The sequence below is a fragment of the Pseudomonas syringae genome (assembly GCF_021606685.1).
GTDB lineage: Bacteria > Pseudomonadota > Gammaproteobacteria > Pseudomonadales > Pseudomonadaceae > Aquipseudomonas > Aquipseudomonas syringae_R.
This window is the reverse complement of record NZ_WKCB01000004.1, coordinates 1-13,228: the sequence shown is the minus strand read 5'-3', so window position 1 is coordinate 13,228 and position 13,228 is coordinate 1. Positions and strand designations below refer to the sequence as shown.

Annotated in this window: 12 protein-coding genes and 1 riboswitch; of the genes, 6 read left to right on the top strand and 6 right to left on the bottom strand. The window is 62.7% G+C overall.

Annotated elements, in window-relative coordinates; all coding sequences use genetic code 11:
• Nucleotides 1-23: 23 nt before the first annotated feature.
• Complete coding sequence (locus GIW02_RS02580) at nt 24-473, bottom strand: DUF1249 domain-containing protein (RefSeq protein ID WP_003171323.1); 450 nt, start codon at nt 471-473, stop codon at nt 24-26.
• Complete coding sequence (locus GIW02_RS02575; RefSeq protein WP_236415624.1) at nt 464-1,081, bottom strand: NUDIX domain-containing protein; 618 nt, start codon at nt 1,079-1,081, stop codon at nt 464-466. Before GIW02_RS02575 ends, GIW02_RS02580 begins: the two co-directional genes overlap by 10 nt.
• A gap of 192 nt (nt 1,082-1,273) precedes the next feature.
• On the opposite strand from GIW02_RS02575, the gene GIW02_RS02570 reads away from it, so the two are divergent.
• Nucleotides 1,274-2,020, top strand: coding sequence for an RsiV family protein (locus tag GIW02_RS02570; protein WP_236415622.1), 747 nt, complete (start codon nt 1,274-1,276; stop codon nt 2,018-2,020).
• On the opposite strand, the gene cytX is transcribed toward GIW02_RS02570, so the two are convergent.
• Both cytX and thiC read right to left on the bottom strand, forming a co-directional pair.
• The gene (gene cytX / locus GIW02_RS02565) at nt 1,989-3,278 is read right to left on the bottom strand and encodes a putative hydroxymethylpyrimidine transporter CytX (RefSeq protein ID WP_236415620.1); all 1,290 of its coding nucleotides are present in this window, start codon (nt 3,276-3,278) and stop codon (nt 1,989-1,991) included. The two genes, GIW02_RS02570 and cytX, sit on opposite strands and share 32 nt — an antisense overlap.
• A 193-nt stretch (nt 3,279-3,471) precedes the next feature.
• The gene (thiC, locus tag GIW02_RS02560; protein ID WP_065874378.1) at nt 3,472-5,376 is read right to left on the bottom strand and encodes a phosphomethylpyrimidine synthase ThiC; all 1,905 of its coding nucleotides are present in this window, start codon (nt 5,374-5,376) and stop codon (nt 3,472-3,474) included.
• A 148-nt stretch (nt 5,377-5,524) separates the two neighbouring features.
• Nucleotides 5,525-5,630, bottom strand: a riboswitch (TPP riboswitch).
• A gap of 196 nt (nt 5,631-5,826) precedes the next feature.
• Between thiC and GIW02_RS02555 the strand changes: the two genes are divergently transcribed.
• Nucleotides 5,827-7,266 (top strand): TolC family outer membrane protein, encoded by a 1,440-nt coding sequence (locus GIW02_RS02555; RefSeq protein WP_236415618.1) that lies wholly within the window; start codon nt 5,827-5,829, stop codon nt 7,264-7,266.
• 125 nt (nt 7,267-7,391) lie between these two features.
• Here GIW02_RS02555 and waaA read toward each other — a convergent pair whose 3' ends face one another.
• Both waaA and GIW02_RS02545 read right to left on the bottom strand, forming a co-directional pair.
• Nucleotides 7,392-8,666, bottom strand: coding sequence for a lipid IV(A) 3-deoxy-D-manno-octulosonic acid transferase (waaA, locus tag GIW02_RS02550; protein ID WP_236415616.1), 1,275 nt, complete (start codon nt 8,664-8,666; stop codon nt 7,392-7,394).
• Between the two features lie 23 nt (nt 8,667-8,689).
• Nucleotides 8,690-9,580 carry a LysR family transcriptional regulator gene (locus tag GIW02_RS02545; protein ID WP_236415614.1) on the bottom strand — a complete coding sequence of 297 codons (891 nt, stop codon included), beginning with the start codon at nt 9,578-9,580 and terminating at the stop codon, nt 8,690-8,692.
• Nucleotides 9,581-9,682: 102 nt separating this feature from the next.
• Here GIW02_RS02545 and GIW02_RS02540 point away from each other — a divergent pair, with 102 nt between their 5' ends.
• The 4 genes from GIW02_RS02540 to GIW02_RS02525 are packed head-to-tail and all read left to right on the top strand — an operon-like array spanning nt 9,683 to nt 13,058.
• Nucleotides 9,683-10,018: a DMT family transporter gene (locus tag GIW02_RS02540; RefSeq protein ID WP_027604927.1), complete on the top strand. Its 336-nt coding sequence runs from the start codon at nt 9,683-9,685 to the stop codon at nt 10,016-10,018.
• A gap of 55 nt (nt 10,019-10,073) precedes the next feature.
• Nucleotides 10,074-11,249, top strand: coding sequence for an FAD-dependent oxidoreductase (locus GIW02_RS02535; RefSeq protein WP_236415603.1), 1,176 nt, complete (start codon nt 10,074-10,076; stop codon nt 11,247-11,249).
• Nucleotides 11,246-12,058, top strand: a complete 813-nt coding sequence (locus tag GIW02_RS02530; protein ID WP_236415602.1) for an aldo/keto reductase — start codon at nt 11,246-11,248, stop codon at nt 12,056-12,058. Before GIW02_RS02535 ends, GIW02_RS02530 begins: the two co-directional genes overlap by 4 nt.
• A gap of 40 nt (nt 12,059-12,098) precedes the next feature.
• Nucleotides 12,099-13,058 (top strand): metal ABC transporter ATPase, encoded by a 960-nt coding sequence (locus GIW02_RS02525; RefSeq protein ID WP_236415600.1) that lies wholly within the window; start codon nt 12,099-12,101, stop codon nt 13,056-13,058.
• Nucleotides 13,059-13,228 lie beyond the last annotated feature (170 nt).

Below are 13,228 nucleotides of genomic sequence, written 5' to 3'. Positions count from 1 at the left end.
CTGAAAGCAGACGCAGATCACATCTACCGCACGACTTCGAACTCATGGCCCAGGGCCAGGCAGTGGCTCAACCATTCACCAAGAAACACATTGAGTTGTGCTTTTTCGTCGGGCTGGTGCATGAACACGTTGGGGTAAGGGTAGATGCTGCGAAAGCGCCGCGCGTGTTCGGCGCTGATCACTTCGGCCATCCGCGCGTCGTGGTACACCTGCACTTCCAGTTGCGGCACCGGCAGCCACGGCAGGCTGTGCTCCTGACGCACGCGCAAGGTGGTGGTGTACGGGCAGTTGACGATGACTTCCAGGGCCAGCACGCCGAGCATCTGGTCGCCATGGGTCACGCCGATGCGCCGCGCCTCGGGCGCGTGGCGCATGTCGGGCAGCAGACGCATCAGCCGCGCATAGTTGGCCTCACAGGCAGCTTGCAGCCCGATCAGGTCGACTCGGTAACGTTCCCGTGCCTTTACTGCCATAACCCCCTCACTTCCGCGCGATTAAGCGCAAGCCATTGCAGGGCGATAATGCTGGCTGCGTTGGAAATTTTGCCGTCACGCACCGCTTGCAGGGCATCTTCGAACGCCCAGGGGGTGACGCGGATATCTTCTGCCTCTTCTTCCAGTCCATGGACGCCACCGGCGCCCGAGCTGTCGCAACGGCCCAGGTACAAGTGGACAAATTCAGTGCTGCCGCCGGGCGACGGGAAATACTTGGTGATCGGCCACAGCGCGGAGAATGTCAGCCCAGCTTCCTCCTCGGCTTCGCGGTGTGCAACCTCCTCCGGCTGTTCATCCTTGTCGATCAGCCCGGCGACCATCTCGATCAGCCACGGGTTATCGGCCCGGCCCATGGCGCCCACGCGAAACTGCTCGATCAGCACCACTTCATCGCGCTGAGGGTCATAGGGCAGCACGCACACGGCGTCGTGACGCACGAAGACTTCACGGTTGATCACCCGGCTCAGGCCGCCGTCGAATTTCTCGTGGCGCAGCTGCACGCGGTCAAGCTTGTAGAAGCCCTGGTAGGCATTGTCGCGCTGAACAATTTCGATCTTGCTCGGCGTCGATTTTGCAAAATCCGTCATATCCCATCCTCGTTAAGCCTGAGCAATTGGCGCCATCCTAACGCGCTCCTGCCCCTTGGCGCAGCCCCTTTCCGGTTGCCGGGATAGACGGCGGGCGTCAAACTCACTCTAATCAGCTTAGTGGCGAACTGACTGCCTTGCCGGTAGTCGAAGCTGCACAATTTCGCTCTTATTGACGGACGAAGACCCTACATGTCGCTTTTAAAAATCGCCTCCGTGGCCTGCATCGCATTGACCCTCGGCGCCTGCCAGAGCCTGTTCCAACCGAGCTTCAAGACCCCGCTGGAAGCCACCCGCGACGCCACCGAGCAGAGCAAGCCAGGCTGCGCCAGCGCCGATTGCCCGCTGGTGAATATCGACACGGTGCATTTTGCCAAGGAGCCCAAGCTGGACGCCTTGATCGAGCAACGCCTGCTCGAGATGACCCGCACCGCGCCAAGCGATCCGCTGCCGACCAGCCTGGAAAGCTATCGCGAGCAATTCCTGCAGACCGCCGCCCCGCGCAACAACATGTACTTGCAGGCCAAAGTACGCGAGCAGCATGACGGCTTGGTGATCATCGAGTTATCCAGTTACCTGGACCAGGGCGCCACCCACGGCGAGCCGGGCCGTGCGTTCATCAACTATTCGCGCCAGCAGCAAAAAGCCCTGTCCTTGACCGACATGCTGCTGCCGGGCAAGGAAGAGGCCTTCTGGAAAGCCGCCCAGGTGGCGCATAACAGCTGGCTGATCAGCACGCGCCTGAGCCTGGAGCCGGAGTTCGTCAAGACCTACCCCTTCCAGAAAACCCCAAACGTGGCGTTGACCTATGGTGGCGTGATCCTCAAGTACCCCACCACCACCATCGCCCCTTATGCCCTCGGCCATGTCGAGTTGCAGATTCCCTACTCGCGCCTGGACGGCATCATCAAGCCTGAGCTGGTGCCCGTGCGCCACTGAAGACCCGCCCCAGGATGAACTGCAACAGCCCTGCCAGCACCAGCGCCGGCAGGGTCGCGCCGATATCCGGGTACAGGTTGGCCAGCAGATGGTAGGTGCCGATGCCTCCCAGCCAGGCCAGCAGTGCCGGCCAGCACAGGTTGGCAACCGCGCCCAGGCCACGCCGGCGCAGGATGAAGTGATCCACCAGCACCACGCCGAACAGCGGCGCGAAGACCGAGCCGATCAGTAACAGGAAGTTCTGGTACTGGGCCAACGGTGCGAAACAGGCGATCAAAGTGCAGAGCACACCAATGCCCAAGGCCAGGTGCTCGACCTTCAAACGCAGCAGAATGCCGCTGGAGACTGCCGCCGAGTGAATATCGGCGAAAGCGTTTTCCGACTCGTCCAGCAGGATCAGCAACAGCGGAATCCCCAGCCCCGCCCCGGCCAATGCCAACAACAGCGCATTCACTTCACCGCTGGGCGCAAACGCCAGGGTGTAGGCCACGCCCAGGCTCATCAGCCAGAAATTACCGATAAAGAAGCCCAGCGCAGTGCCGCCGAACACGCTTTTCGCGCGCTTGCCGAAACGTGAGTAGTCGGCGATCAGCGGCAGCCACGACAGCGGCATGGCAATCGCAATGTCAAAGCCCACCGCGAACGGCATCGAACCGTCACCGGCCTGAGCCCAGAGGGCGGCCAGGTCGGCCTTGGCGAACAGGTTCCAGGTCAGCCACAGGCACGCGGCCAGCAGCAGCCAGATGCCCCACTTGCGCAGGATCTGTCGCACGAACGTCAACGGGCCACTCACGGCCAGCAGGGTCGCCAACCCGCCGAAAAACACGGTCCATAGCAGTGGGCTGGCCAGCAGGCTGCCCTCGCTGAACGCCCGCGTGCCCAACAGGCTCGCAGCATCACGCATCACAATGATTTCGAACGAGCCCCAGCCGATCAGCTGCAGCAGGTTCAGCAACGCCGGCAGGCTGGCGCCTTTGGCACCGAGGCTGAGCTTGAGCGCGGCCATGGCGGACAGGCCGGTGTCGCTGCCGATCACGCCGACGGCGGCCAGCAACAGCACGCCGACCAGAGTGCCGAGGAAAATTGCCAGTAACGAGCCGGAGAGACCCAGGCCCGGCGCCAGCAATGCGCCGGTTTGCAGGACCATCAGGCCGATGCCGAGGGAGAACCAGAGGGAGAACAGGTCGCGGGCGCCAAAAACTCTTTTGTCAGCAGGCACTGCGATGTCGGGGGAGTAGGTACTCGGTTGAATGTTCAAGGGTGGTATCTCTGAGGGGCACTTTGTTGTTTGATGGATCGCCTTCGCGAACAAGCCCGCTCCCACATTTGGAACGCATTCCAATGGGGGAGCGGGGCAAACCCCCTCCCACATTTTGAAGTGTGAACACGTTCAAAACTGTGGGAGGGGGCTTGCCCCCGATGAGGCCAGTGCAGGCACCTGCAATCTGAGGTCAGACCTTCTTGTACAGCTGACTCCCTTCCTGCTTGAACCGCTCCGCCTGTTCCGCCAAGCCCTTGGCCACGTCCACGTCCACCGCTTCAATGCGCTGGTTGGCCGCGTACTCACGTACCTCCTGGGTGATCTTCATCGAGCAGAATTTCGGCCCGCACATCGAACAGAAATGCGCGACCTTGGCCGAGTCCTTGGGCAGGGTTTCGTCGTGATACGAACGCGCGGTGTCCGGGTCGAGGCCGAGGTTGAACTGGTCTTCCCAGCGGAACTCGAAGCGCGCCTTGCTCAAGGCGTTGTCGCGGATCTGCGCACCGGGATGGCCTTTGGCGAGGTCGGCAGCGTGGGCGGCGATCTTGTAAGTGATGATCCCGGTCTTCACGTCATCCTTGTTCGGCAGGCCCAAGTGCTCCTTGGGCGTCACGTAGCAGAGCATGGCGCAGCCGAACCAGCCGATCATCGCCGCACCGATGCCGGAGGTAATGTGGTCGTAACCCGGCGCAATGTCGGTAGTCAGTGGGCCGAGGGTGTAGAACGGCGCCTCGTCGCAGCATTCCAGTTGCTTGTCCATGTTCTCTTTGATCAATTGCATCGGCACGTGGCCGGGGCCTTCGATCATGGTTTGCACGTCGTGCTTCCAGGCGGTCTTGGTCAGCTCGCCAAGGGTTTCCAACTCGCCGAATTGCGCGGCGTCGTTGGCGTCGGCAATCGAGCCCGGGCGCAGGCCGTCGCCGAGGGAGAAGCTGACGTCGTAGGCCTTCATGATTTCGCAGATTTCGTCGAAATGCGTGTAGGTGAAGTTCTCTTTGTGGTGCGCCAGGCACCACTTGGCCATGATCGAACCGCCACGCGACACGATGCCGGTCACGCGCTTGGCCGTCAGCGGCACGTAGCGCAGCAACACACCAGCGTGGATGGTGAAGTAGTCGACGCCCTGCTCGGCCTGTTCGATCAAGGTGTCGCGGAACAGCTCCCAGGTCAGGTCTTCGGCGGCGCCGCCGACTTTTTCCAGGGCCTGGTAGATCGGCACCGTGCCGATCGGCACCGGCGAGTTGCGGATGATCCACTCGCGGGTTTCGTGGATGTGCTTGCCGGTGGACAGGTCCATCACCGTGTCCGAACCCCAGCGAATGCCCCAGGTGAGTTTCGCCACTTCTTCTTCGATGGACGAGCCCAGCGCGCTGTTGCCGATGTTGCCGTTGATCTTCACCAGGAAGTTACGGCCGATGATCATCGGTTCCAGTTCGGTGTGGTTGATGTTGGCGGGGATGATCGCGCGACCACGGGCGATTTCTTCGCGCACAAATTCCGGTGTGATGATTTTCGGCACGCTGGCGCCGAAGCTGTGGCCGGCGTGCTGCTGGTCGAGCAGGCCACTGGCGCGGGCTTCTTCGAGCTTCATGTTTTCGCGGATGGCGACGTATTCCATCTCGGCAGTGATGATGCCTTTGCGCGCGTAGTGCATCTGCGTGACGTTGGCCCCGGCCTTGGCGCGGCGCGGGTTCTTCACGTGGGCGAAGCGCAGCGCGGTCAGCTCGGCGTCGCTGAGGCGCTGCTGGCCGAAGTGCGAACTCAGGCCCGGCAGGCGCTCGGTGTCGCCGCGCACTTCGATCCACGGCGAGCGCACATCGCCCAGGCCTTTGCGCACGTCGATGATCACGTTGGGGTCGGTGTAGGGGCCGGAGGTGTCGTACACCACCACGGGCGCGTTGATTTCACCGCCGAAGTCGGTGGGGGTCACGTCCAGGCTGATTTCGCGCATCGGCACGCGAATGTCCGGGCGAGTGCCCTGCACATAGATTTTTTGCGAGCGGGTAAAGGGTTGTACGGAGCCGGAATCGACCTTGGCCGATTCACTCAGGTGCACGGTATTTTTCAGTTTTGTACTTTTTATTTCTGTGCTCATCACGGGCTCTCCAACTATCCAGGCGGTGGATTTTTGTCGGAGCGAACCTGTGACGGACGGACGCACTGAAACCAGTGCTGTGCTTGGCGCACGAGGGCTGTTCGATTGTCGAACAACATCCCGGACGAAGCACAAGAGGACTCGCCGGGTGACGAGAAATCTTGTTCCCTACGCAGGCGCTAACCTGATCAGGTTCAACGGGATCCGGTATTTACCGATCTCAGCCTTCCAACAAGGCACCCCGACAAGAACGCGGCCAGTCTAGACCATGCCGTGGGCAAATTGCCAATAGCCGTGTATTCAGCGTGATGAATGGCGCGATTGCGGGATTGTTGCGCCGGGTCAGCGCCACTACACTCGATGACCGCCAGAAGGCTTGACGCCAGGAATGGCCCGCCTTAGCCTTGGGCGCTAAATTATCGTCGTAATATTCACTCTAGGGATCGCCACATGCTGCGCAAACTCTCACTGGCTCTCGCCGTGTCTTGTGCGACCAACGGAATGGTCTGGGCAGCTGAAGCGCCCTTGTCCGCCAGAACTGACTTGGTCAGCGTCTACCAGGAAGCGGTGGACAACAACGCCGACCTGGCTGCTGCCCGCGCGCAATATGGCGCGCAAAAAGAAGTGGTGCCCCAGGCCCGCGCCGGGCTGCTGCCGAACCTGTCGGGCGGCGCCGATATCAATAACGTGCGCACCCAGATCGACACGCCGGCCGCCACCGCCAACCGCGATGCGCACTCCTGGCGCGCGACCCTGAGCCAGCCGCTGTTCCGCGCCGACCGCTGGTTCCAGCTGCAAGCCGCCGAGGCCACCAACGAGCAGGCCGCGCTGCAGCTGTCGGCCACCGAACAGAACCTGATCCTGCAAAGTGCCGAAAGCTACTTCGCCGTGCTGCGCGCCCAGGACAACCTGGCCTCGACCAAGGCTGAAGAAAACGCCTTCAAGCGCCAACTCGACCAGTCCAACGAGCGCTTCGACGTCGGCCTGTCGGACAAGACCGACGTGCTGCAATCCCAGGCCAGCTATGACACCGCACGGGCCAACCGGATTCTGGCCCAGCGCCAGGTGGACGACGCCTTTGAAGCGCTGATCACCCTGACCAACCGCCAGTACAACTCGATCCAGGGCATTGTTCACACCCTGCCGGTGCTGCCACCGCTACCGAACGACGCCAAGGCCTGGGTCGAGACGGCCGGCCGCCAGAACCTCAACCTGCTCGCCAGCAACTACGCGGTCACTGCCGCCGAAGAAACCCTCAAGCAGCGCAAGGCTGGCCATGCGCCGACCCTGGACGCCGTGGCGCAGTACGAAAAAGGTGACAACGACGCCCTCGGCTTCAGCAACCCGAATGCCTTTGGCACGCCGTACCGCGGCGATGTGGAGCAGCGCACGATTGGCCTGCGCTTGAACATCCCGATCTACAGCGGCGGCCTGACCAGCTCGCAAGTGCGTGAGTCCTACTCGCGCTTGGGCCAGACCGAGCAGCAACGCGAAGGCCTGCGCCGCCAAGTGGTGGAAAACACGCGCAACCTGCACCGTGCGGTGAACACCGATGTGGAGCAGGTGCAGGCGCGCCGCCAGTCGATCATCTCCAACCAGAGCGCGGTGGAAGCCACGGAAATCGGTTACCAGGTGGGCACGCGCAACATCGTCGATGTGCTGGACTCACAACGCCAGCTCTACGCGTCGGTGCGCAACTACAACAACAGCCGCTACGACTACATCCTCGACAACCTGCGCCTCAAGCAGGCGGCGGGCACCTTGAACCCGGGGGACCTGCAGGATCTGGCGCGCTACCTCAAGGCTGACTACAACCCGGACAGGGACTTCCTGCCGCCGGATCTGGCCAAGGCTGCGGCCGAGCAGCTGAAAGCCCGCCCCGGTTACTGAACACACTACAAACCAATGTGGGAGGGGGCTTGCTCCCGATAGCAGTGTGTCAGTCAGCACATGTATTGGCTGATCCACCGCTATCGGGAGCAAGCCCCCTCCCACATTGGTTATGCGGTGCTGTGTCAGTTGATCAGTCGGCCTAGGCCATCCAGCAAGCGCTTGAGCGCACCCTGGTTGGCCTGCATCACCTTGAGCCCCGCCTCGGCCATCTTCTGCGCATCCCGAGGCAACTCGAACAGCTGCCGCACGGCCTCGGCCAACCCCTCTGCATCCTCCACCTCACGCAACGCCCCCGCTTCACGCATCATCGCGGTGATTTCAAGGAAGTTGAACACGTGCGGCCCCATCAGCACCGGCTTGGCCAGCGCCGCCGGCTCCAGCGGGTTATGCCCACCGGTAGCCACCAGGCTGCCGCCGACAAAGGCGCTGTCGGCCAGGGCATAGAGAAACAGCAGCTCGCCCATGGTGTCGCCGAGCAACACCGAAGTGTCCGCCGTGACCGCCTCGCCGCTGGAACGGCGCACGGTGGCAAAACCTTGCTGTTCACACAGCTCGAACATCGGGCCAAAGCGCTCCTGATGACGCGGCACCAGAATCAGCAGCGCGTTGGGATAGCTTTCGAGCAATTGGCGATGGGCCGCGAGCACCACTTCATCTTCGCCTGCGTGGGTGCTGGCGGCGATCCACACCGGGCGTTCAGTGGCGCCCCATTGCGCACGCAAGGCGGCGGCGCGCACTGGCAGTTCGGGGTCGATGGTCAGGTCGAACTTGATCGAGCCGGTGACCTCAACGGTTTCCGGTCGCGCGCCGAGGCTGAGAAAACGCTGGGCCTCGGTCTCGGTTTGCACGGCGAAAAGGCTCATTTGCGCCAGCATTGGCGCCGTCAGTTTGGCGAACCGAGCATAGCCCTTGGCCGAGCGCGCCGACAGTCGCGCATTCGCCAATGCCACCGGGATACCGCGCTGGGCGCAGGCGTGGATATGGTTGGGCCACAGCTCGGTTTCCATGATCACAGCCAGCTTGGGCTGTACGCGATCAAGAAAACGCTTGGCCGCGCACGGCAAATCGTAGGGCAAATAGCAGTGCTGAATGCGCGGCTCGTTGGCGAACAGCGCCTGAATGCGCTCGGAGCCGGTCGGCGTCATGCAGGTGACGGTGATGGGCAGCGCCGGATAGCGCGCCAGCAGCCCACGGATCATCGGCGCCGCGGCAATGCTTTCGCCCACTGACACGGCATGCACCCAGATCCCGCCCGGCTGCATCGGCGGCAAGCCATAGGAGAAGCGCTCGCCAACGCGCTTGGCGTAAGCCGGCGCCTTGCGCGCACGCAGCCACAGACGTAAAGCCACCAAGGGCAGCGCCAGGTAAAACAGACAGCTATAGAGAGTTCTATTCATGGCGGCGGAGTTTATCGGCTTTTTCAGTCGATCGCCTGCAAGCACTCTGCAAAACGTTGGGCGAGGAAGCGCGCGGCGGGGCCAAGGTGCTCGTCGCGCCGCCAAACCAGCTCGACCACCAGCGCCGGCGGGGTCCATTCGCTGTCCAGTTCGACCATTTGTTGCTGATAGGTCGGGTACTGCACGATATGCCGAGGCAGCCAGGCCCAGCCCAGGCCACTCATCAGCCATTCGGCCAACACGTAGAAACTGTCGGCGCGCCAAACCAGCGGGCTGGCCGCTTCACTGCCGGGGTAAACGCTGGTTTGGGTCGACATCAGCAACTGCCGATACTGGGCCAGGCGCTGGCAGGTGACGTACCCTTCCTTGGCCAACGGGTGGTTGACGCCGCACACGGTGACCATTTCGACACTGCCCACCACCCGCCGCTCCAGGGCCTCGGGGATCTGGTCGTGATAGAACAACAAGCCCAGGTCCGCCTGGCGCTCCACCAGTTTGCGCGCCACATCGCCCTGGGCCGCGCTGGACAATTGCACTTCCAGCAGCGGGTAATGTGCCGCCAGCGCTTCAAGGCTGTCGAGTACCGGCTGGAACAGCATGGCCTCATCCTGGGCCAGGCGCAGGCAGGCTTCTTCACCACGCGTCAATGACAGCGCCCGGCCATTGAGGCGCTCACACTGGCGCAGCACCTCGCGTGCCTCCTCCAGCAGCACAGCGCCAGCTTCGGTCAGGCTTGGCTGGCGGCCGCTGCTACGCTCGAACAGGCTCACGCCCAGGTCCGCCTCGAGCAGGGCAATTGCATTGCTGACCGCCGACTGGGCCTTGCGCTGCTGGCGCGCCACTGCTGAAAACGAACGCTGTTCGGCAACGCTGACAAACAAGCGCATCTGTTCCAGATTCCATTGCACGGCCATGGCTCAACCCATCTTCATTTCGGATAGGTAATGACTTTACCCCATCTGACAACCCTCTAGAATGCCGGCCTTATCAGATTGCTGCATACCGAGGACTACCCCATGAACGCCGCCTACTGCTACTTGGCCATTGCCATCTGCTCGGAAGTGATCGCCACCGTTTCCATGAAAGCCATCAAGGGCTGGAGCACGCCAATCCCGCTGCTGCTGGTGATCGTCGGCTACGGCGTGGCCTTCTGGATGCTGACCCTGGTGGTGCGCACCGTTCCGGTCGGCGTGGCGTATGCCGTATGGGCCGGGATGGGCATCGTGATGGTCAGCATCGCGGCGCTGTTTATCTACGGGCAGAAGCTGGATGTGCCGGCGATGCTGGGCATGGGCCTGATTGTGCTGGGCGTGGTGGTCATCCAGCTGTTCTCGAAAACCGCCGGGCACTGACCGCTACTCAACAGCCTGTATACTGCGCCTCTTGTCTTGAACACTGAGGTCGCCGATGCCATCCGTTATTTCCACCGACGTTCTGATTGTCGGCGCCGGGGTTGCCGGCCTCTGGCTGAATGCGCGCCTGCGCCGCCAGGGGTTTTCCACGGTGGTGGTGGAAAGCGCCACCTTGGGTGGCGGGCAGAGCGTGAAGTCCCAGGGGATCATTCACGGCGGTGCCAAATACGCCCTGCACGGCGCCCTCACCGGCGCATCCGAAGCGATTGCCGATATGCCGCGCCGCTGGCGTGAAGCCCTGGCGGGTAATGGCGAGCTGGACCTGTCCGGCGTGCGCTTGCTCTCTGAGGCGCATTACTTGTGGTCCCCCGGCACGATTGCCGGCAACCTCACCAGCTTTTTTGCCAGCAAGGCGGTGCGTGGCCGTGTCGATCAGGTCAAGGGCGATGAACTGCCCCCGGCGCTGCAAGACCGCCGCTTCAAGGGTAAGGTTTATCGCCTGGCCGAACTGGTCATCGACGTACCCAGCCTGATCGAACGCCTGGCGCAACTGGCCGGTGATGGCTTGCTCGCCGGTCAGCACATCGAACCGCTGCGCGAAGGCGATACCTTGGTGGGCCTCAAGGTCGATGGCCGCGAGATCCGCGCCCAGCGCATCGTGCTAAGCGCCGGCGCTGGCACCGCCGACCTGTTGACCGCCCTGGGCCTGAGCCAGCCGGCCATGCAGACGCGCCCGCTGCACATGATCATCGCCAAAGGCCCTGGCTTGAAGCCCCTGTACGCCCACTGCCTCGGCGGCGGCACCAAACCGCGCATCACCGTGACCACGCACCCGGCGGCCGATGGCAACTGGGTGTGGTACATGGGCGGCGACATTGCCGAGGCCGATGGCGTGGCGCGCACGCCTGAAGAACAGATCGCCACTGCCCAGAAAGAGCTGGCGCAACTGCTGCCGTGGATCGACATGAGCCAGACCCGCTGGGCCACCTTGCGCGTCGACCGGGCCGAGCCGCTGCAATCGGGCCTGTCGCGTCCCGACAACGCTTTCCTCGCCGAGCAAGGCCGGCTGCTGGTGGGTTGGCCGACCAAACTGGCGCTGGCGCCGGACTTCGCCGACCGGGTAATCAACAGCCTGGAGCGCGACGGTATCCACCCAAGTGCCGGCGCCCCCCTGCCCGACCTGCCCAAACCGACCCTCGGCCAACCTGCCTGGGAGCAACTGTTGCCATGAGCCTGCCTACCCTGCACGACCTGCATCGCCCCCTCGGCAGCACCGGCCTGCTGGTGTCGCCACTGGGCCTGGGCACCGTCAAGCTGGGCCGCGACCAGGGGGTGAAATACCCCAACGGCTTCCAGATCCCCGGTGACGACGAAGCGCGCATGCTGCTGCGCCAGGCCCGCGAACTGGGGATCAACCTGATCGACACCGCACCGGCTTATGGCATCAGCGAAGAACGCCTGGGCCCGCTGTTGCGTGACCAGCGCAAGGACTGGGTGATTGTCAGCAAGGTCGGTGAAGAGTTCGAAAATGGCACGTCCAGCCACGATTTCAGCGCCGCTCACACGCGGCTGTCGATCGAGCGCAGCTTGAAACGCCTTGAAACTGATTTTATCGACCTGGTGCTGGTGCACTCCGACGGCAACGACCTGCATATCCTCAACGACTGCGAGGTGTACCAGACCCTCGCGGCGCTGAAACAAGAGGGCAAGATTCGCGGTTTCGGCTTCTCCGGCAAAACCGTCGAGGGCGGCGTGAAGGCTCTGGAACAAGGTGATTGCGCGATGGTCACCTACAATCTGAACGAACAGGCCGAGAAAACCGTCATTGAATATGCGGCGGCGCACGGCAAGGGCATTCTGGTGAAAAAAGCCTTGGCCAGCGGCCATGTGTGCCTGGAGCCGGGAATGGATCCAATACGCGCCAGTTTCATGTTGTTGTTTGCGCAAACGGGCGTTGCCAGTGCTATTGTCGGGACCATTAATCCGCTGCACCTGGCCCATAACGTGGCGACCGCTGCCCAAGTCATTCGTCAACTCTGATGCCGCCGACGCGGCCGACCCGTCCCAGGAAGGAGCCGACATGCCGCGAACGCTCATAAGAAAAAACCCCAGCAACTTCAAGACACTGCCGCTGCACGTCGAAGCCACGCCCGAAGGCCTCAGCTACCAGAGCGTGGGCATGCCGCTCAACTTTGCCCAGACCCTGCAACGCCGCAAGCCGGTAGACGTGGCAGACCCCGAGCGTTTCGCGCTGGAGTTGGCCAACCTCGGCGTGTCGGTACGCCTGACCCTGCACTGGCAGAACAAGGATTACTGGGTGCTGGTGCGCCAGCGTCGCCAGGACCGTGGCGACGTGGTACTCAAGCTGATCTCCGGCTATGTCCCCGCCCACGAATTGAACCTGCCGCTGCACACCGCCATCCAGGAGATTGCCGAGGAATGCCTGTTGGAGACGCCGGAAGGCTGGCTCGGCGGGCGGTTCAACGACACTTGGCTGCCGGCGCCCTACTCCGCCGCCCTGCATTACCGCGAGGCGCTGCCGTTTCGCTTGAGCCCGCTGTCCGGCGCCGCACGCCCGGTGCGCTGCGCCACGACGCAGCTGATCGAGCGCCCACGGGCCTATGTGCATCTGCCGACCGCGTCGTTGCAATTGATTTATGACTTGCGTCTTGAGGTGCCCAAGGAGGCCAAGTCGCTGAGCCTGTTCCATGTGGATGAGCGGCTTGAAGGCGACCAGCTTGTCGCGCGCCTGGACCGCCAGCGGCCGGATTTGTATTTGATGCCGTTGAAGGATGGCCAGCCGCTTGCTGAGTTGTATACCGTGAAGAAGGATCAGCTGTATCCGGCCAGTACCCGGGGGTTGTACCTGGCTGAGAGCTTTGCCCAGCAGGAGGGGTGGCTGGTGCGTGATGAGCGGATTCGCTGGAAGGATTGGCTTAGGCAGCAGGGGTTGGCGGAGCCGGAGAAGGAGTCGAAATTGAAGCGATTGGCGCGGCGGGTGTTGGGGAAGATTGTGCCTAAGAAGAAGGTTGGTCGGTGATTTTTGGGGTTGAGTACATATCCGTTGTTGGGTAACGGCGGGGATTGGTTCCGCTCTTACAGCGGGTCACTTTTGAAAAGAGCCCAAAAGTAACCAAAAGGCTCTTGCCCCACCACTCGGCACCTCGCCTCCGGCTCGGTGTGCCCGCCCGCAGCCTTGAATCCGTGGGC

Coding starts and splice junctions, on each gene's coding strand:
- GIW02_RS02580 (WP_003171323.1), bottom strand. CDS start 473: ATGGCAGTAAAGGCACGGGAACGTTACCGAGTCGACCTGATCGGGCTG.
- GIW02_RS02575 (WP_236415624.1), bottom strand. CDS start 1,081: ATGACGGATTTTGCAAAATCGACGCCGAGCAAGATCGAAATTGTTCAG.
- GIW02_RS02570 (WP_236415622.1), top strand. CDS start 1,274: ATGTCGCTTTTAAAAATCGCCTCCGTGGCCTGCATCGCATTGACCCTC.
- thiC (WP_065874378.1), bottom strand. CDS start 5,376: ATGAGCACAGAAATAAAAAGTACAAAACTGAAAAATACCGTGCACCTG.
- GIW02_RS02555 (WP_236415618.1), top strand. CDS start 5,827: ATGCTGCGCAAACTCTCACTGGCTCTCGCCGTGTCTTGTGCGACCAAC.
- waaA (WP_236415616.1), bottom strand. CDS start 8,666: ATGAATAGAACTCTCTATAGCTGTCTGTTTTACCTGGCGCTGCCCTTG.
- GIW02_RS02545 (WP_236415614.1), bottom strand. CDS start 9,580: ATGGCCGTGCAATGGAATCTGGAACAGATGCGCTTGTTTGTCAGCGTT.
- GIW02_RS02540 (WP_027604927.1), top strand. CDS start 9,683: ATGAACGCCGCCTACTGCTACTTGGCCATTGCCATCTGCTCGGAAGTG.
- GIW02_RS02535 (WP_236415603.1), top strand. CDS start 10,074: ATGCCATCCGTTATTTCCACCGACGTTCTGATTGTCGGCGCCGGGGTT.
- GIW02_RS02530 (WP_236415602.1), top strand. CDS start 11,246: ATGAGCCTGCCTACCCTGCACGACCTGCATCGCCCCCTCGGCAGCACC.
- GIW02_RS02525 (WP_236415600.1), top strand. CDS start 12,099: ATGCCGCGAACGCTCATAAGAAAAAACCCCAGCAACTTCAAGACACTG.